At 67.5% G+C, this 17435-nt stretch carries 13 protein-coding genes; 4 read left to right on the top strand and 9 right to left on the bottom strand.

Annotated elements, in window-relative coordinates:
- Nucleotides 1–27 precede the first annotated feature (27 nt).
- From hslU to CLI93_RS04680, 6 genes are all read right to left on the bottom strand, one after another.
- Nucleotides 28–1344 carry an ATP-dependent protease ATPase subunit HslU gene (hslU, locus tag CLI93_RS04705; protein WP_095539616.1) on the bottom strand — a complete coding sequence of 439 codons (1317 nt, stop codon included), beginning with the start codon at nt 1342–1344 and terminating at the stop codon, nt 28–30.
- Between the two features lie 115 nt (nt 1345–1459).
- Entirely contained in the window at nt 1460–2014 is a 555-nt protein-coding gene (gene hslV, locus CLI93_RS04700; protein WP_095542500.1) for an ATP-dependent protease subunit HslV, read from the bottom strand.
- A gap of 85 nt (nt 2015–2099) precedes the next feature.
- On the bottom strand, nt 2100–3815 hold the full coding sequence (locus CLI93_RS04695; RefSeq protein ID WP_095542501.1) for an STAS domain-containing protein: 1716 nt from the start codon (nt 3813–3815) through the stop codon (nt 2100–2102).
- Between the two features lie 22 nt (nt 3816–3837).
- On the bottom strand, nt 3838–4245 hold the full coding sequence (gene dksA, locus CLI93_RS04690) for an RNA polymerase-binding protein DksA (protein WP_420823107.1): 408 nt from the start codon (nt 4243–4245) through the stop codon (nt 3838–3840).
- 413 nt (nt 4246–4658) lie between these two features.
- Nucleotides 4659–5774 carry a CobW family GTP-binding protein gene (locus CLI93_RS04685; RefSeq protein WP_095542503.1) on the bottom strand — a complete coding sequence of 372 codons (1116 nt, stop codon included), beginning with the start codon at nt 5772–5774 and terminating at the stop codon, nt 4659–4661.
- Between the two features lie 119 nt (nt 5775–5893).
- Nucleotides 5894–6715 (bottom strand): IclR family transcriptional regulator, encoded by an 822-nt coding sequence (locus tag CLI93_RS04680; protein WP_095542522.1) that lies wholly within the window; start codon nt 6713–6715, stop codon nt 5894–5896.
- Nucleotides 6716–7045: 330 nt separating this feature from the next.
- Here CLI93_RS04680 and CLI93_RS04675 point away from each other — a divergent pair, with 330 nt between their 5' ends.
- Nucleotides 7046–8011, top strand: coding sequence for a Bug family tripartite tricarboxylate transporter substrate binding protein (locus CLI93_RS04675; protein WP_095542504.1), 966 nt, complete (start codon nt 7046–7048; stop codon nt 8009–8011).
- 84 nt (nt 8012–8095) lie between these two features.
- On the top strand, nt 8096–10480 hold the full coding sequence (locus CLI93_RS04670; RefSeq protein ID WP_095542505.1) for a cytochrome P450/oxidoreductase: 2385 nt from the start codon (nt 8096–8098) through the stop codon (nt 10478–10480).
- Nucleotides 10481–10958: 478 nt separating this feature from the next.
- Here the strand turns inward: CLI93_RS04670 and CLI93_RS04665 are convergent, their stop codons facing one another.
- Genes CLI93_RS04665 through CLI93_RS04655 form a run of 3 tightly spaced genes read right to left on the bottom strand, consistent with a single transcriptional unit; the run spans nt 10959 to nt 15309 of the window.
- On the bottom strand, nt 10959–12716 hold the full coding sequence (locus tag CLI93_RS04665) for an acetyl/propionyl/methylcrotonyl-CoA carboxylase subunit alpha (protein ID WP_095542523.1): 1758 nt from the start codon (nt 12714–12716) through the stop codon (nt 10959–10961).
- Nucleotides 12716–14494 carry a 5-oxoprolinase subunit B/C family protein gene (locus tag CLI93_RS04660; protein ID WP_095995709.1) on the bottom strand — a complete coding sequence of 593 codons (1779 nt, stop codon included), beginning with the start codon at nt 14492–14494 and terminating at the stop codon, nt 12716–12718. Before CLI93_RS04660 ends, CLI93_RS04665 begins: the two co-directional genes overlap by 1 nt.
- On the bottom strand, nt 14494–15309 hold the full coding sequence (locus CLI93_RS04655; RefSeq protein WP_095543682.1) for a LamB/YcsF family protein: 816 nt from the start codon (nt 15307–15309) through the stop codon (nt 14494–14496). The genes CLI93_RS04660 and CLI93_RS04655 overlap by 1 nt, the downstream gene beginning before the upstream one ends.
- 83 nt (nt 15310–15392) lie before the next feature.
- On the opposite strand from CLI93_RS04655, the gene CLI93_RS04650 reads away from it, so the two are divergent.
- Nucleotides 15393–16079 (top strand): GntR family transcriptional regulator, encoded by a 687-nt coding sequence (locus CLI93_RS04650; protein ID WP_095543683.1) that lies wholly within the window; start codon nt 15393–15395, stop codon nt 16077–16079.
- Nucleotides 16080–16308: 229 nt separating this feature from the next.
- Nucleotides 16309–17292 carry a TRAP transporter substrate-binding protein gene (locus CLI93_RS04645; RefSeq protein WP_095543684.1) on the top strand — a complete coding sequence of 328 codons (984 nt, stop codon included), beginning with the start codon at nt 16309–16311 and terminating at the stop codon, nt 17290–17292.
- The last annotated feature ends 143 nt before the right edge of the window (nt 17293–17435 follow it).

Below are 17435 nucleotides of genomic sequence, written 5' to 3'. Positions count from 1 at the left end.
GATTCAAGCAACCCTTTGCGGCAGCGCTCACAAGATGTAACGAGAGAGGTCCTCGTCGCGGCTGAGATCGCCCAGCCGAGCATCGACGAAGGCGGTGTCAATAAGGATGTTCTGACCACTCAGGCGTGCGGCATCGAAACTGATTTCCTCCAGCAGACGCTCCATCACCGTGGCCAGGCGGCGCGCGCCGATGTTTTCCGTACGCTCGTTGACCTCGTAGGCGATTTGCGCAATGCGCTCGATGCCATCGGGTTGAAACTGCAGCTGCACGCCCTCGGTGGCCAACAACGCCTGGTACTGCTTGACGATGGAGGCCTGGGTATTGGCCAAAATGGCCACGAAGTCCTGCACCGACAGCGAATCGAGTTCAACGCGGATCGGGAAGCGCCCTTGCAACTCAGGAATCAAGTCGCTGGGCTTGCTCAGGTGAAAAGCGCCTGAGGCCACGAACAGCATGTGATCGGTCTTGATCAGGCCATACTTGGTTTGCACCGTCGTGCCCTCGACCAGCGGCAGCAGGTCGCGCTGCACGCCCTGGCGCGACACATCAGTGCCGGAGGCCTCGCTGCGCACGGCCACCTTGTCGATCTCATCGATGAACACGATGCCGTTTTGCTCGGCGTTATTCAGGGCGCGGCTGCGCAACTCCTCCTCATTGACCAGGCCAGCGGCTTCTTCGTCGATCAGCAGCTTGCGCGCCTGGTCGATGCGCAGCTTGCGCTTTTTCCTGCGGCCCTGCTGCATCTGGCCCATCCAGTCGCGCAGGCTTTCGGCCATGTCCTGCATGCCGGCTGGCCCAAGGATTTCCAGCTGAGGCTTTTGCTCCAGCAATTCCAGCTCGATTTCCTTGTCGTCGAGCTGACCCTCGCGCAGCTTCTTGCGAAACACCTGGCGCGCCGTACTGTCGGAGGCTGCGCTGTCGCCCGAGGCCGTGGGGATCAGCACATCAAGAATGCGGTCTTCGGCCGCATCCTCGGCGCGGGTGCGCAGGCGGCGCATTTCGCTTTCACGCTCGAGCTTGACGGCCACTTCGACCAAATCGCGCACGATGGAGTCCACGTCCTTGCCAACATAGCCCACCTCGGTGAACTTGGTGGCCTCGACCTTGATGAAAGGCGCATCGGCCAGCTTGGCCAAACGCCGCGCCAGCTCGGTCTTGCCCACGCCGGTGGGGCCAATCATCAAGATATTTTTGGGCGTGATCTCGGCACGCAGGCTCTCGGCCACCTGCTGGCGACGCCAACGGTTGCGCATGGCAATGGCCACGGAGCGCTTAGCTGCTTGCTGGCCCACCACATGGCGGTCGAGCTCAGAGACGATTTCCTGGGGTGTCATCGAGGACATAAAAGCACTTTCTTCGGGTCTGGATCGTCGCCTGGCAGGCCCGGCGCGCAGGCCAGCCTGGCGGGGCGAAAAGGCATGGGCAGCGCAGCCAGGGCGCAGGCGGGCAGGGTCAAGATCAGTCCAGCACTTCGATGGTGTGGCTGAGGTTGGTGTAGATGCACAGCTCGCCGGCGATTTGCAACGACTGGCGCACGATCTGCTCGGCCGAAAGCTCCGAGTGTGCCAACAGCGCCTTGGCCGCCGAATGGGCAAAGGCGCCGCCCGAGCCGATGGCAACGATGCCTTGCTCAGGCTCGAGCACATCGCCGTTGCCGGTGATGATCAGGGAGACGTCCTTGTCGGCCACGGCCAGCATGGCCTCCAGACGACGCAGCACGCGATCGGTGCGCCATTCCTTGGTCAGCTCGATCGCGGCACGGGCCAGGTGGCCCTGGTGCTTTTCCAGCTTGGCCTCAAAGCGCTCAAACAGCGTGAAGGCATCGGCCGTGGCCCCGGCAAAGCCGGCCAACACCTTGCCGTGGTAGAGCTTGCGTACTTTGCGCGCCGTGCCCTTGACGACAATGTTGCCCAGGGTCACCTGGCCATCGCCGCCAATGGCCACCTGCATCCTGCCTGCCGCATCGCGGCGGCGCACGCTCAGAATCGTCGTGCCATGAAATTGTTCTTGCATCGCCGCCACGTAGGGGCGGCCCGCAGAACTTCAAGGGCGCGGCAGCAAAAGCGGCTCAAAGCCTGTTCAGAGCCCGTTCAAGGCTTCAATTCTTGCGCGGCAGCACACGCGCGTGCTCGTTGATACCGATGACGTTGAAGAACACCGCCACCAGCCGGTGCAGGTTGCTGAACACCACGACGCGGCCTTCGCTTTGCTGCTGCGCCGCCCAGTTCAGCACCGAGCCTGCAGCGCTGAAGTCCATCGCGATGAGCTTGCCGCAGTCGATGTCCAGCGGAGCGCCAGCCGGCAATGCCGCCACGGCCTCATCGAGCAAGGCGGTGGCATCGTCTTCGATGCGCCCCTGCAAGCGGGATTTCTGCATGTCCAAATGTACGGACTCTTCGCCCGCCGTGGCCGCGACCGCGCTCACTGCATCGGGCTGGGCTGAGCCATCACGGTACTGAACTTTGGGCGCAACCCAGGCCGGGGGCGATTCCTCATAGGTGATGGTGTAATCCAGCGCAGCCAGCTCGAACTGCTCGGCCTCGTTCATCAGTCGGTGCAGTGCCAGACGCAGCAACCACCAATCGCGCGCCACGCTGGCATCGTTGGCCACCGTGCGCTCCTGCACCAGATTGACCAGCACATCGCCGCCGGTGAACTGCACCACGCCCTGCAAGCTGGCAAGCTCGCCAATGAGCTGCACCAGTGAGGCCACGGCATCGGGCTGAATGTTCTTGAGCCTGCTCCAGTTGAACTGGTAGGGCGAAGCCGCGCGCTGGCGCAGGGCCGAGGCCGCAGCCACCGTTTGCACGCTCACCTCGGCCGAGCAAGTCCATGAGAAGGGGCGCTTGGCCTCGCGCTGCTGCGCCAGCTCAGTGCCCAGCTGCTCAGGCAGCGAAAACCACACCGGGGCAGAGCGGTCGAAGCGCCGTGCGAAATCCAGCGCCACGGCGTCGAAACGATCCTGCGCGCCCACGGCGCGATACAGGTCGAACAGGGCCATCCAAATGTCCACCTGCTCCTGCGGCGGATCGTTGACGTGCTTGCGAATCACGTCAACCAGAATCTTTTCCGCCTCTGCGACACGGTTGCTGGCAAACAGTATCGAGGCCTCTTCCAGATCTGCCTGATGCACAAACTCCTCCTGCAATTCAAAAAATGCCAACACCTCGTCCATGCGCTGTAACTTGGCCGCCATGTCCCGGCAAGCCTGCTGTTGCGCTGGATCCTGCGGCAGATGCTCGGCCTGCGGATCCTGCAAGTAGCTGCGCGCCTGGCGCACCTGCCTGGCCACCATGTCGGCAAAGAACAGGCTGTCGCTGGCAAACAAAAACTCCGTCTCCTCCTGCTGCAGGTCCGATGGCGCTTGCGCGGCGCCTTGACGCCGGCCCTGTTGCCACCATTGCTTGGAAATCTGCTCCTCGATCTCGTTGATCTTCTTCAGCGTGCCCAGCCGGCTGCCCAGCGTGGTCGTCGGTTGGGCACGCGCCTCTTCCGAGGCGCTCTTGTTGGCCGCCAGCCTGGCCAACACGCTGGGCGGCACCTGCGCCTGCGGCTGGCGCTTCTTGCGCGCATTGATGATTTTGCGCCAGTGCGCAAACTCTTCTTTGCGGATGAAGTCGTTGCGGCGCTTGCGCTCGATGCGCTCGCGCAATTCCTGCGCATTGACGTCGTCTTCGGGGCTGGACTCTGCCTGGCCCAGGCTGTCGAGCTCCTTCCAGTCCTTGGTCGGATTGCTGACAAACCTGACCATCTTGGACAAGAACCCCGTCGCCGGAGCTCCTCCTGCTGGCGGCGGCGTGCTCTGGGTGGTCATGGGCAGACCTCGGTGGGGCCCTTCAGTCCCCGAACATTTTTTGCTTGAGCTCGCGACGCTGCTGCGCTTCCAGCGACAGCGTGGCCGTTGGGCGGGCCAGCAGGCGGCCAATGCCTATGGGCTCACCCGTTTCATCGCAATAGCCGTATTCGCCAGCATCGATGCTGGCAATCGACTGCTCGATTTTCTTGAGCAGCTTGCGCTCGCGGTCGCGGGTGCGCAACTCCAGCGCGTGCTCTTCCTCGATCGTGGCGCGGTCGGCCGGATCGGGCACCACGGAGACTTCTTCACGCAGATATTCAGTGGTCGCGCCAGCCTTGCGCAGCATGTCTTCTTTGAGCTGCACCAGCTTGTTACGGAAGAACGCCAGTTGCACGGCATTCATGTAGTCCTCCTCCGGCATGGCCAGCACATCCTGGTCGGTGAGCATCTGCACATCGCTGGCGGCTTTGCCTGCCGCGGTCTTGCCGTTGGTTTGGGCCGGCTTGGCCCGCGCTGCTGATGTGCGCGCAGTGGTTTTAGTTGCCATGATTTCTCAACCGCCTCTCTCTTCTAACTCTGGTGCCGCGCGCTGCGCGCCGGGCAGCCTGCCGGTTTGCGCCTGTCAGGAATGGCTCGGCGCCAGGCCCTGCACGGCATTGCCGCCTGGGCACACAGACCGGACACAAAACACCGTCATCCTGCAAGCACTATCCGGAAGGCCGATGGCGCCAGTGCCGCACTGGTCTCCATTGATCTTCTTACCCCAGCCACGCCTGGTTGGTGCGGCTGGGAACGGGCGCGGATTGTAGCCACAATCGCCCGCTTTGCGCTGCCCTGGAATGTAGCGCATTGCCCTGCGTTTTACTGCGGCACAAGGCATTGCTCAAGACCTTGCACGAGGATGTCGCGCGGCAGATCAATGCCGATGAACACCATCTTGCTCTCGCGCGACTCGCCCTCGGCCCAGACCGGCCCCAGGTCACTGCCCATGAGCTGGTGCACGCCCTGGAAGATCACCTTGCGCTGCGTGCCGGCCATGTCCAGCACGCCCTTGTAGCGCAGCATCTTGGGGCCGTAGACGTTGACGATGGCGCCCAGAAAATCCTCCAGCCGCGCGGGGTCGAAAGGCCGCGTGGCGCGGTAGACGAAGCTCTTGACGTCGTCGTCATGGTGATGGTGGCTGGGGTGGTTGCACTGTGCGCCATGACCGTGCTCATGGTGCGCGTGTCCATCGCAGCACTCGTGCTCGCCATGTTCATGGCCGTGCCCATCGCAATGGTGGTGCCCGTGACTGTGCTCATGCGCATGCTCTGACGCGCCAGGATCCAGCAGCGCCGGCTCCAGATCCAGCTTGGCATTGAGGTTGAAGCCGCGCACATCCAGCACCTGCTCCAGTGGCACCTGGCCAAAGTGCGCCACGCTGATCTGCGCGCGCGGGTTGATGCGCTGCAAGCGCTGCACCAAGGCCTGGCGCTGCGGCGCGTCGATCAAGTCGGTCTTGCTCAGAAAGATGCGGTCGGCAAAGCCAACCTGGCGGCGCGCCTCTTGACGGTCGTCGAGTTGCTGCTGCGCATGCTTGGCATCGACCAGGGTGATCACACTGTCAACCAGGTACTGCTCGGCCACTTCGTCGTCCATGAAGAAGGTCTGGATCACCGGCCCGGGGTCGGCCACGCCCGTGGTTTCGATGATGACGCGATCGAATGCCAGCGCCCCGCTGCGCCGCTTGGCCGCCAGATCGCTGAGGGTGCTGCGCAAGTCTTCGCGGATCGTGCAGCAAATGCAGCCATTGCTCATCTGCACGATTTGCTCTTGCCCCTCACGCACCAGGATTTCGTTGTCGATGTTCTCCTCGCCGAACTCGTTCTCGATCACGGCAATGCGCTGGCCGTGCGACTCCTGCAGCACACGATTGAGCAAGGTGGTTTTTCCCGCGCCGAGAAAGCCAGTCAGGATGGTGGTGGGGATCAACGCCATGGGTACACAAGTCCTAGAAACAACGGCCGCCCGCGCAGGGCAGCCGCCAAAAGCCAAAAACCAAAAGAATCAGTGTAGCGAGCCTGTCAAGCCCTTGGGCGCGCGCGCTGAGCTGGCGCTCATACCCAGCCCAGCGCGCGGCTGACGGCCTGGGCCTCGCGCTGCACGGCCTGGGCGATGGGGCCGTCCAGCCCGGCATCGAAGCCGCCGCTGGCGCCCAGCGCCGTGAGCACGGCCACGACCTTGCCGCCGTGGTCGCGAATGGGCGCGGCCACGGCGCTGATGCCTGGCAGATTGGTGTCGCGCACGGCCAAGCACGGCGCTCGGCCCAGCTCGGCGCGCAGCGCCTGCAGCGGGCGACTGGGCGCCAGCTGGCTGCGTTGCTGTGGCGTGCAGCGGCGCAGCTCTGCCTCGGCCATGCGATCCATGGCGGCATCGTTCAGATGCGACAGAAATACCCGTCCCGTGGCCGACCACAGCAGCGACAGCACCGAGCCGGCGCGCACGTTCACGGTCACCGGCAGGCTGGGCTCCTCGAAGCGCACGATGGTCGGGCCCTGGTTGCCCATCACAGCGATGAAGCAAGTCACGGCCAGCGTTTCGCGCAGGCGCAGCAAGGCCGGCTCGGCCAGGCGAATGGGATCGGCCTGGCGCATGGCCGCCAGGCCGATGCGGATGGCCTGCGCGCCCAGGTAGTACTGCTGCGAGGCCGGATCCTGGGCCACCAGCTCGGCCTCGACCATGCTCATCAGATAGCGGTGCACCTTGGCCAGCGGCAGCTGCACATGCTGCGACAGCGCCGTCAGGCTGGCGCGGCCATCGAGCTCGGCCAGGCCCTTGAGCACATCCATGCCGGTCTGCGCAGCCTGCACGCGCTGGCGCCGATGGCGCGACGTCGGCGCTGCGGTCGCTGGATTGCGAGGGGATGAAGAAGCTGGCATGGCAGGGCAAAAGGGCCAAATCAACGCAAGGCGCAGGCCATTCTATCGGGGTAAACACGCAGGCAAAAATTACGCCTTGCGTATATGCTTTACGCAAAGCATAAGAACCTGTTCAAAGGGCAAAGGGCCGATTGCGACAGCCACGCACAGCCCAGATGCACTCCAACCCCTCGCCAGGGCATTGCCATGGCGAGGGGTTTTCGGTGCCGGCGCGCCCGCTTCGACCAAGCCTTCTTGATGCTTGCACACACCTGCAAAGGCTGTGCCCCGCTTGCAGGCCAAGCGCCCTGCCGGCGTCCCCCCACCTGCTTCACCACAAGGAAAAACACCATGAAAAAACTGTTTGCCGCCCTTTGCCTGGCCGCCCCCTTGCTTCAGCCGATGCCCTCGGCCGCCGCTGACTGGCCCAGCCAGTCGCTGCGCTGGCTGGTGCCCTACCCGGCCGGCGGCGGCTCGGACTTCCTGGCCCGCACCATCGGGCAAAGCCTCTCTACCCGCATCGACCAGGCCGTGGTGGTGGAGAACAAGCCCGGCGGCAACACCGGCATTGCCGCGTCCGAGGCCGCGCGCGCTGCGGCCGACGGCCACACCATGGTCTCGGCCGACAACGGCACGCTGGTGTTCAACCCGGCGCTCTACCAAAAGCTGGTCTACGACGTGAAGGATCTGGCCCCGGTCACGCTGATGGGGCGCTTCCCGATGATTCTGGTGACCTCTCCCGAGCTGCCCGCCAAGGACTTGGCCGAATTCACCGCGCTGGTCAAGAACAGCGCCAATGGCTTCAACTACGCCTCGGCCGGCGCGGGCAGCCCGCACCACCTGGCCATGGAGCTGTTTCGCACTCAGGCCAAACTGGACATGACGCACGCGCCCTACCGTGGCGCTGCCCCCGCCCTGTCGGACGTGGCCAGCGGCCAGGTGCCGGCGATGATGGTGGACCTGGCCGCTGGCGCGGGCTTCATCCGCAGCGGCAAAGTGCGCCCGCTGGCCGTGGCGCACTCGCAGCGCCTGGCCCAGCTGCCCGAGGTGCCGACCTTCGCCGAGCTGGGCCTGCAAGGCGTTGAGGCCGCCGCACTGGTCGGCCTGGCCGTGCCAGCCGCCACGCCCAAGGACACCATCGCCGCGCTCAACCGCGCCGTGGTCGAAACCATTCGCGACCCCCAGGTTGAGAAAAAGCTCATCGAGTTCGGCATCGAGCCGGTGGGCAACACGCCCGAGGAATATGCCGCCTTGCTGGAAAGCGAAACCACGCGCTGGCACCAGCTGATCCGCGATCTGGGCATCTCGCTGGACTGATGGATTGCGCTGGATGGCGCTGGCAGGCCCACATGGCCATGCCAGCGCCCCAGAGAACGCCACAACGACCCACGACCCACGCCCATGCCCAGCACCTCCCAACCCCAGGCAGCCACCGGCTGCCCATTGAGTGGCGCTGCCCACACTGCCGCGCTGGCGCCCAATGGCTGCCCCGTCAGTGCCCAGGCCGCACAGTTTGACCCCTTCAGCGCCGCCTACCAGCAGCACCCGGCCGATTACGTGCGCTGGGCCCGCGAGCAAGAGCCCGTGTTCTGGAGCCCCCAACTGGGCTATTGGGTGGTCACGCGCTATGCGGACGTCAAGGCCGTGTTCCGCGACAACCTGCTGTTCTCCCCGGCCAATGCGCTGGAGAAGATCACCCCGCCCACGCCCGAGGTCAGCGCCATCCTGCAGCGCTATGGCTACGCCATGAGCCGCACCATGGTCAACGAGGACGAACCCGACCACATGGAGCGCCGCCGCCTGCTGCTCGACGCCTTTCTGCCGGAGCGGTTGATCCATTTCGAGCCCATGGTGCGCTCGCTGGCGCGCCAGTACATGGATCGCTTCATCGACAAGGGCCGCGCCGATCTGGTCGGCGAGATGTTCTATGAAATCCCGCTGGCCGTGGCGCTCAAGTTCCTGGGCGTGTCCGACGAAGGCGTGCAGCAACTGCAGCAATTTGCCGCCGCGCACACGCTCAACACCTGGGGCCGGCCCACGCCCCAGGAGCAAATCGACATCGCCGAAAACGTCGGCCAGTTCTGGGCCACTGCGCAGCGCATCCTTGACGACATGCTGGCCCAGTCCGAAGGCCAGGGCCAGGGCTGGATGTACGAAACCATCGCCCAGCACCGCAAGCACCCGGATGTAGTGCCCATGTCCTACCTGCGCTCGATGATGATGGCCATCCTGGCCGCCGCGCACGAGACCACCTCCAACGCCACAGCCAACGCCTTCATGACGCTGCTCACGCAGCGCAACGCCTGGCAGGCCCTGTGCGACAACCCGGCGCTGATCCCCAACGCCGTCGAAGAATGCCTGCGCGTGGCCGGCTCCATCATCGCCTGGCGGCGCGTGGCCACGGCCGATGCCGTCGTCGGCGGCGTGCCCATTCCCAAAGGCGGCAAGCTGCTGCTGCTGCAGGCCTCGGCCAACTTCGACCCGCGCCATTTTGAAAACCCTGGCGAGGTCGATCTGTACCGCGAGGCCGCCGTCGAGCACCTGAGCTTTGGCTACGGCGCGCACCAGTGCATGGGCAAGAACATCGGCCGCATGCAAATGCGCGTCTTCCTCGAAGAATTCGTGCGCCGCCTGCCGCACATGCGCCTGGTGCCCGGCCAGACGCCCGGCTACCTGCCCAACACCTCGTTTCGCGGCCCCGACGCGCTGTGGGTCGAATGGGATCCGGCGCGCAACCCCGAGCGCCTGGCGCAAGCCATGCCCGAGCCCGCGCCGTTCTACATCGGCCCACCCGCCAAGGACAGCATCGCCCGCCCCGTCGTGGTGCGTGAAAAGCACCAGGAAGGCCAGGGCCTGTGGCGCCTGGTGCTGGCCAGCGCCACGGGCGAGCCCCTGCCGGCCTGGAGCGCCGGCGCCCACGTGGACTTGATCGCCGGCGGCTTTCGCCGCAAATACTCGCTGTGCGGCCCGGCCGGCCCGAACGACAAGAACGGCCAAAACAACCCGAACGGCGCGTGCGACACCCTGCAGGTCGTCGTGCAGCGCGAGGACGAAGGCCGCGGCGGTTCACGCTTTTTCTGCGACACGCTGCAGCCGGGCAGCCAGCTGCAACTGTCCGGGCCGAAAAACCTGTTCCGGCTCGACGAGGAGGGGCAGCGCTTCGTGCTCATCGCCGGCGGCATCGGCATCACGCCCATGATGGCCATGGCCGACCGCCTCAAGGCCCTGGGCAAGCCCTACACCCTGCACTACGCCGCGCGCTCGCGCGCGCACATGGCGCTGCTGGCGCGGCTTGAGCGCGATCACGCCCCCGCGCTGCGGCTTTACGCCAAGGACCAGGGCCAGCGCATGGAGCTGGCCGCGCTGCTGGCCGACGTGGACGCCAGCACCCGCGTCTACGCCTGCGGCCCGGCGCGGCTGATCGAGGCGCTGGAAACCCTGGCCGAGAACTGGCCCGAAGGCGTGCTGCATTTCGAGCATTTCCACACCGACAGCGCCGTGCTCGACCCGGCCAAGGAGCACGGCTTCACGGCCCACCTCAAGGATTCGGGCCTGGACATCCCCGTGGCCGCCGACCAGACCCTGCTGCAGGCCCTGCAGGCTGCGGGCTTCGACATCCCTTGCGACTGCGGCGAGGGCCTGTGCGGCACCTGCGAAGTGGCCGTCGCCGAAGGCCAGATCGACCACCGCGACAAGGTGCTGACCAAAACCGAACGCGCCGCCAACACCCGCATGATGGCCTGCTGCTCCCGCGCTGCGGGCGACAAGATCGTGCTGTCGTTGTGAGAGCCTGCGCGCCGAGCCAAGCCCCTGCGATGTTGAGGTGTGCGGCAACCAGTGGCGCGAAGCCGTGGGCGCAAAGCGTCCACCCAAGGGCCGAGCGCAGCGATGGCCCGGGCAAAGCCCCCTTCTGCCTGCGCCTGTGACGCTGGCCTGACAGGGCGGGCAGGCCCACACACAGTGGGCCTGCTTCCAAAAATCAAATTTCGCTGCGGCTGTTTGAGCGTAGCGGCAAAGCCGCGCAGCGAGTTTCCGCAGCACCCGCCCTGGCCGGCCAACGGCACAGGTCGCCCCGGCGCGCAGCGCCGGGGTCGCGGGCAGTGGGGTCGCCTTCTTTTGCCTCCTTTTCTTGGCGAGACAAGAAAAGGAGGTGCGCCGCCGGGCGCACATCCCGGCCCCGGCACGCAACGCCCGTGCAGGCAGCAGTTACTGGGCGCCATCCTCTTTGGCCTGTGCATGCTGCCCCACGCAGGCAGCACGCACATCACTCCAGCACTGCCAGCAAACCGCCCGCGGCCACGCTGCTGCCTTGCTGGGCGTGCAGGCGCAGCATGCCCGCGGCCGGGGCGGTGATCGGCGCTTCCATCTTCATGGCCTCCATCACGGCCACCACCTCGCCAGCCTGCACGGCCTGGCCATCGGCCACCAGCCAGCGCAGCAAGGTGCCCGTCAGCGGGGCCAGCAGCATCCGGTCCTGCGCGGCCGTGGCCGGGGCTTCTGCCGCCTGCTGCAGCTGCTGCAGCGGCTGGCCGCTGGCGGCAGCCAGGCTTTGCGCGGCGGCCGCGCCCAGCCAGTGCGCTGGCAGGCCCAGCGCCACGCGTCGCCCGTCGATCTCGATGAAGCTGCGCTGCAGCGCCGGCGCGGGCGGCTCGGGGCGCTCGGTCATGGGCCAGGAGGCCTTGAACTGGGTTTCGATCCAGCGCGTGTGCACGGCAAAGGGGCTGTGCTCGGCGGTGAAGTCCGGCTCCTGCAGCACGGCCTGGTGAAAGGGCAGCGTGCTGGCCACCCCCTCAATGCGGAACTCGCGCAGCGCCCGGCGCGCGCGCGCCAGCACTTGGGCGCGGCTGCTGCCGCTGACGATGAGCTTGGCGATCAGCGAATCGAACTGGCCTGGCACGGGAGAGCCGGCCTGCACCCCGGCATCGAGGCGCACGCCCGGGCCGCCCGGGGCCTCGAACACGGCGATGGTGCCTGGCGTGGGCAGGTAGCCGCGCGCCACGTCCTCGGCGTTGATGCGAAATTCCATGCTGTGGCCGCGCGGCTCGGGCGTGTGCGTAATGGCCAGCGGCAGGCCGTCGGCAATGCGCAGCTGCTCCAGCACCAGATCCAGGCCGGTGGTTTCCTCGGTCACCGGGTGTTCGACCTGCAAGCGGGTGTTGACCTCCAGAAAGGACAGCTGCCCGCCCTGGCCGAGCAAGAACTCCACCGTACCCGCGCCCACGTAGCCCGCGGCCTGGCAGATGGCCTGCGCGGCGCTGTGGATTTGCTGGCGCTGCGCATCGCTGAGGAAAGGCGCAGGCGCTTCTTCCACCAGCTTTTGGTTGCGCCGCTGCAGCGAGCAATCGCGCGTGCCCAACACAACGACCTGGCCGTGCGCATCGGCCAGCACCTGGGCCTCGATGTGGCGCGGCTGGTGCAGGAATTGCTCGACGAAGCATTCGCCCCGGCCAAAGGCGGCCGTGGCCTCGCGCACGGCCGATTCGTACAGCTCGGCCACCTCCTCCATGCGCCAGGCGATCTTCAGGCCGCGCCCGCCGCCGCCAAAGGCCGCCTTGATGGCGATGGGCAGGCCGTGCTCGCGGGCAAAGTCCAGCACCTGCTGGGCGCTGTGCACCGGGCCGTCGCTGCCGGCGGCCAGCGGCGCGCCGACCTGGCGGGCGATGCGCCGCGCAGCGACCTTGTCGCCCAGCGCCTCGATGGTCTCGGGCCGCGGGCCGATCCACACCAGCCCGGCCTGCTGCACGGCGCGCGCGAATTCGGCGCGCTCGGACAAGAAGCCGTAGCCTGGGTGCACGGCATCGGCGCCGCTGCGCCGCGCCACGTCCAGCAGCTGGTCAATGTTCAGATAGGTGTCGGCTGGGCTCTGGCCGGGCAACGCCCAGGCTTCGTCGGCCAGGCGCACGTGCAGCGCGTCGGCATCGGCGTCGGCATAAACGGCCACGGACTGCACGCCGTAGTCTGCGCAGGCGCGCGCCACGCGCACGGCGATCTCGCCTCGGTTGGCGATCAGGACCTTGCGAATCATCGCGGGGGTTCTTTCATGGTGGTGGTGGAAGTTGGGGCGTCGGCCTGCGCTGCGGGCAACGCCGCGTCGCCCTGCGGCCAGCGGCCTATGGGGCGAAAGCGCAGCTGGACATCGGCGGGGATTTGCGCCGCCAGGTCCAGATGGTGGCTGGCCAGCACGGCCAGCACCGGGTAGCCGCCGGTGAGCGGATGATCGGCCAAAAACAGCACCGGCTGGCCGCTGGCGGGCACCTGCAGCGCGCCGGCCACGGTGGCCTCGCTGGGCAGCTCTTGCCCGGCCCATTGCGGCGCGCGCTGCAAGGGCTGAGCCCCGGCCAGGCGCATGCCCACGCGGTTGGACTGCGGCGTGACCTGCCAGGGCTGGCCCTGCAGCAGCTGCAGGGCCTGGGGGCCGAACCAATCGGCGCGCGGGCCGGGCAGCACGTCCAGCACCACGGTCTGGCCGGGCCGTGGCAGCGCGCGGGCCGCCGCGCCCCAGGTCAGGCCATCGGCATCAACGGCTTGCAAGGGCCCCAGCGCGCCCGCTGGCAACAGCGGCAGGCGCGCACCGGCGGCCAGCGGCTCGGGGCCGATGCCGGCCAGCGTGTCGGTGGCGGCGCTGCCCAGCACCAGCGGCGCCTGCAGGCCGCCGCGCACGGCCACGTAGCAACGCGCGCCGGCGCGCGGGCTGCCCAGCTGCAGCTCATCGCCCGCATTCAGGGCCAGCGCGCAGCCGGTGGCGGCCTGGCGGCTGCGGCCATCGGCACTGCGGATGCGCAGCGGCACGTCGGCCCCGGTGACGGCCAGCACGGCAGGCCCGGTGGCCACCAACACCAGCTGGCCCAGCAGGTTTTCCAGCACGGGCGTGCCCGGCGGGTTGCCCACGCAGCGGTTGGCCGCGCGCATGGCCCAGCCATCGAGCGCGCCGCTGCGCCCCACGCCCAGGGCCGTCTGGCCCGAGCGACCGCCATCTTGCAGCAGCGTTTGCAGGCCGGGCGAGCGCACCTCCAGGCAGGCGCCAGGCTGGGGCGGCGGCGCCATCGATGCTTGCCGCGCTGGCGCCGGGGGCGCCGGGGGCGCCGGGGGCGCCGGGGGTGCCGCGGGCGGCGCGGGCGGCGCGGGCGGCAAGCTGATACTGGCGCCGGGGCGCTCCAGGTCGTGAAAGCGCACGCGCCAGCCGGGCTGGATCAGCGCCGGCTCGGGGCGCTGCAAATCCCACATCACGCAGGGCGTGCTGCCGATGAGCTGCCAGCCGCCCGGGCTGGCCTTGGGGTAGATGGCGCTGAAGTGGCCGGCCAGCGCCACGGCCCCGGCCGGCACACGGGTGCGCGGCGTGGCGCGACGCGGCACTTGCGCAAAGCAATCATGGCCGCCGGCCAGGTAGACGAAGCCCGGCGCAAAGCCGGCAAAGGCGGCCAGATAGTCGCAGCCGGTGTGGCGCTCGATGAGCTCGCTGCGGCTCAGCCCCAGCAGCTCGGCCAGGGCGTCCAGATCTTCGCCGTCGTAGCGCACCGGGATGGGCACGCAGCGCGCCGCACCCTCCTGCGCCCCTTGCAGCGGCTGCGTCAGCGTCTGCAGCAGCGGCTGCAGGCTCGCCAGCAGCTGCGCCGCCGTGCATTGGTGCGGGTCGAACTCCAGCAGCAGCGTGCGCGCCGCCGGCACCATCTCGCCCAGGCCGGGCAGCAGGCCCTGCGCCTGGGCGGCCTGCAGTCGCGCCAGCAGCACCAGGGTCTGGGGCAGATCCTCCAGCTCCAGCAGCAGGGCCTGATCGCCCGCGGGCAGTGCGCGCCAATGCATCACGCTGCGCCTCCGGCAATGGGCGTGGCCGTGGCTGCGGCCGTTGGGGCAGGCTCGGCAGGCAGCGGCGCAAACGGCTGCAGCGCCACGCCAGCGGCCTGCAACTGCTGGCGCAGCTGCTGCGCCATGGCCACGGCCGCCGGGCTGTCGCCATGCACGCAGATGGAGTCTGCCTGCAGGCGAATGCGCTGGCCATCGATGCTGGGCAGGCAGCCGGTGTGCACCCAGTCGAGCATGCGCTGCGCCGCCTGCTGCGCATCGTGCAGCACCGCACCGGGCGTGCCGCGCGGCACCAGCGCGCCTTGCGCGGTGTAGGCGCGGTCGGCAAAGATTTCCGCCACAGTGCGCAGGCCGCGCGCCTGGGCCCAGCCCAGCAGCGGCGAGCCGGCCAGGCCCATCAGCACCAGTTGCGGATCCACGGCCAGTATGGCCTCGATCACGTCCTCGGCCTGACGCCGATCGTGCGCGATGGTGTTGTACAGCGCGCCGTGGGGCTTGACGTAGCGCACGCAAGTGCCTGCGGCGCGCGCCAGGCCCTGCAGGGCGCCGATCTGGTAGATCACGTCGGCCACCAGCTCGCGGCTGCTGGGGCTCATGTTGCGCCGCCCAAAACCCACCAGATCGGGGTAGGCCACGTGCGCGCCAATGGCCACGCCCTGGGCTGCGGCCAGGCGCAGCGTCTCCAGAATGCCTGCGGCGTCGCCGGCGTGAAAGCCGCAGGCCACGTTGGCGCTGGTGACGATGCGCAGCATCTGCGCGTCATCGCCCATGCGCCAGGCGCCAAAGCCTTCGCCGAGGTCACTGTTCAAGTCCATGCACTTCTCCTGTCGATATGATTGCGCGCTGCCATTGACTGCGCTGCCATTGACTGCGCCGCTACTGACCGCCCTGCCCCGATATGCCCCGCTCGACCACTTTGTCCAGCACGACCTCCGACCACCCCGCCGCGCCCAGCCTGACCGAGACCGTGGCCGACGTCATCCGCCAGCAGCTCATCTGCGGCCAGTTGCGCGCCGGGCAGCACCTGTCGGAGGCCGCCATGTGTGAGCAGCTGGACATCTCGCGCAACACGCTGCGCGAGGTGTTCCGCATCCTCACCAAGGAAGGGCTGCTGCACCACGAGCCCAACCGCGGCGTCTCCGTGGCAGTGCCGCGCATTGCCGACATCATCGACATCTACCGCGTGCGCCGCTTCATCGAGTGCCCGGCGCTGGCCCAGGCCTGGCCGCGCCACCCGGCGCACCAGCTGATGTGCCAGGCGTTGCAGCGGGCCCGCCAGGCGCGCGATGCCGGCGACTGGCAGGCCGCCGGCACGGCCAACATGGCCTTTCACGCTGCCATCGTGGCGCTGGCCGACAGCCAGCGGCTCTCGAGCCTGTTTGCCAACGTCGCCGCCGAATTGCGCCTGGCCTTTGGCCTGCTGGGCGACGAACAGTACCTGCACGCGCCCTACGTGGAGCTGAATGCGCAAATCCTGCAACGCTTCGAGGACGGCCAGCCCGCCGCTGCGGCGCAGATGCTGCAGGAGTACCTGGTGCAATCCGAACGCATGGTGCTGGCCGTGTACGGGCGCTGCAGTCTTTGAAGCGATGCCAGCGCCGCGTCGGCAGGCATTGGGGAATCTACGGGACAGAATGACAGACCAAAGCAGAGTAGGATGCACATTGTTGAACAATCTTGGCCATTAGATCAACACCCAGTCGGAATTTCAACCACGCACAGGCCACCGGCGGCACGACACAGGCCTGTTTTTTGCCAACCCCCAGGGGGATAGCCCGCCGGCCCCCTTGCCCAACCAGTCAGGAGCCTTGTCCATGCAACGCCGTTCCTTCATTGCCGCCGCTGCTGTGCTCAGCAGCGCCCTTGCCGCTCTTCCCGCCCAGGCCCAGACCAAGTGGGATCTGCCCTCGCCCTACCCGGCTTTCAACTTCCATTCGGAAAACATCGCCCAGTTCGCCAAGGACGTGGAAAGCGCCACCGGCGGGCAGCTGCGCATCACGCCGCACCCCGGCGCCTCGCTGTTCAAGGGCCCGGAGATCAAGCGCGCGCTGCAAGGCGGCCAGGTGCAGGCCGGTGAGTTCCTGCTCGTGGGCCACCAGAACGAGTGGCCGCTGTTCGGCGCCGATGGCCTACCCTTCCTGGCCACCAGCTATGAGCAAGCCCAGCAGCTGTACCAGGCGCAAAAGCCGCTGCTGGAGAAAAAGCTCGGCGAGCAAGGCATGGTGCTGCTGTACGCCGTGCCCTGGCCGCCGCAGGGCCTGTTCTCGAAAAAGCCCATTGAATCGGCCGCCGAACTCAAGGGCATGAAGATGCGCGCCTACAGCCCGGCCACCTCGCGCATTGCCGAGCTGGTCGGCGCGCAGCCGGTGACCATCCAGGAGGCCGAGCTGTCGCAGGCCCTGGCCACCGGCGCGGTCGAGACGCTGATGACCTCGGGCTCCACCGGCACCGACAAAAAGCTCTACGAGAGCATGAAGTACTACTACGACGTGCAGGCCTGGCTGCCCAAGAACATCGTCGTAGCCAATGCACGCGCCTTCAAGGGCCTGGACGCCGCTGCGCAAGAGGCCGTGAAAAAGGCCGCCGCCGCCGCCGAGGAGCGCGGCTGGGCACGCTCCAAGGAGGTCACGCAGCAGTCCATGGACAAGCTCAAGCAAGAAGGCATGCAAGTGCTCGAACCCAGCGCCCAGCTCAAGGCCGATCTGGCCAAGGTGGGCGAGACCATGCAGGCCGAATGGCTCAAGAGCGCCGGCACAGACGGCCAGACGCTGCTGGACGCCTACAAGAAAGGCCAGTAACCCAAGGCCTGAGCATCGCCCCCTCGCCCTCAATACAGCCAGTGGGAGGGCAATGCCCTTGGCAAAACGCTGCGCCTGATCGCCCGCGTCTGGCCTTGCCCTGCCGCCCGGGTGCGCCCACCAGATGCGCCCAGTCTGCCGGG

The organism is Vandammella animalimorsus, assembly GCF_002288875.1.
In the GTDB taxonomy this organism is placed as follows: Bacteria; Pseudomonadota; Gammaproteobacteria; order Burkholderiales; family Burkholderiaceae_C; genus Lampropedia; species Lampropedia animalimorsus.
Note: the sequence above shows the minus strand (reverse complement) of the source record. Positions and strands in the feature narration are given on the sequence as shown.

Coding starts and splice junctions, on each gene's coding strand:
- hslU (WP_095539616.1), bottom strand. CDS start 1,344: ATGTCCTCGATGACACCCCAGGAAATCGTCTCTGAGCTCGACCGCCAT.
- hslV (WP_095542500.1), bottom strand. CDS start 2,014: ATGCAAGAACAATTTCATGGCACGACGATTCTGAGCGTGCGCCGCCGC.
- CLI93_RS04695 (WP_095542501.1), bottom strand. CDS start 3,815: ATGACCACCCAGAGCACGCCGCCGCCAGCAGGAGGAGCTCCGGCGACG.
- dksA (WP_420823107.1), bottom strand. CDS start 4,245: ATGCTCACCGACCAGGATGTGCTGGCCATGCCGGAGGAGGACTACATG.
- CLI93_RS04685 (WP_095542503.1), bottom strand. CDS start 5,774: ATGGCGTTGATCCCCACCACCATCCTGACTGGCTTTCTCGGCGCGGGA.
- CLI93_RS04680 (WP_095542522.1), bottom strand. CDS start 6,715: ATGCCAGCTTCTTCATCCCCTCGCAATCCAGCGACCGCAGCGCCGACG.
- CLI93_RS04675 (WP_095542504.1), top strand. CDS start 7,046: ATGAAAAAACTGTTTGCCGCCCTTTGCCTGGCCGCCCCCTTGCTTCAG.
- CLI93_RS04670 (WP_095542505.1), top strand. CDS start 8,096: ATGCCCAGCACCTCCCAACCCCAGGCAGCCACCGGCTGCCCATTGAGT.
- CLI93_RS04660 (WP_095995709.1), bottom strand. CDS start 14,494: ATGCATTGGCGCGCACTGCCCGCGGGCGATCAGGCCCTGCTGCTGGAG.
- CLI93_RS04655 (WP_095543682.1), bottom strand. CDS start 15,309: ATGGACTTGAACAGTGACCTCGGCGAAGGCTTTGGCGCCTGGCGCATG.
- CLI93_RS04650 (WP_095543683.1), top strand. CDS start 15,393: ATGCCCCGCTCGACCACTTTGTCCAGCACGACCTCCGACCACCCCGCC.
- CLI93_RS04645 (WP_095543684.1), top strand. CDS start 16,309: ATGCAACGCCGTTCCTTCATTGCCGCCGCTGCTGTGCTCAGCAGCGCC.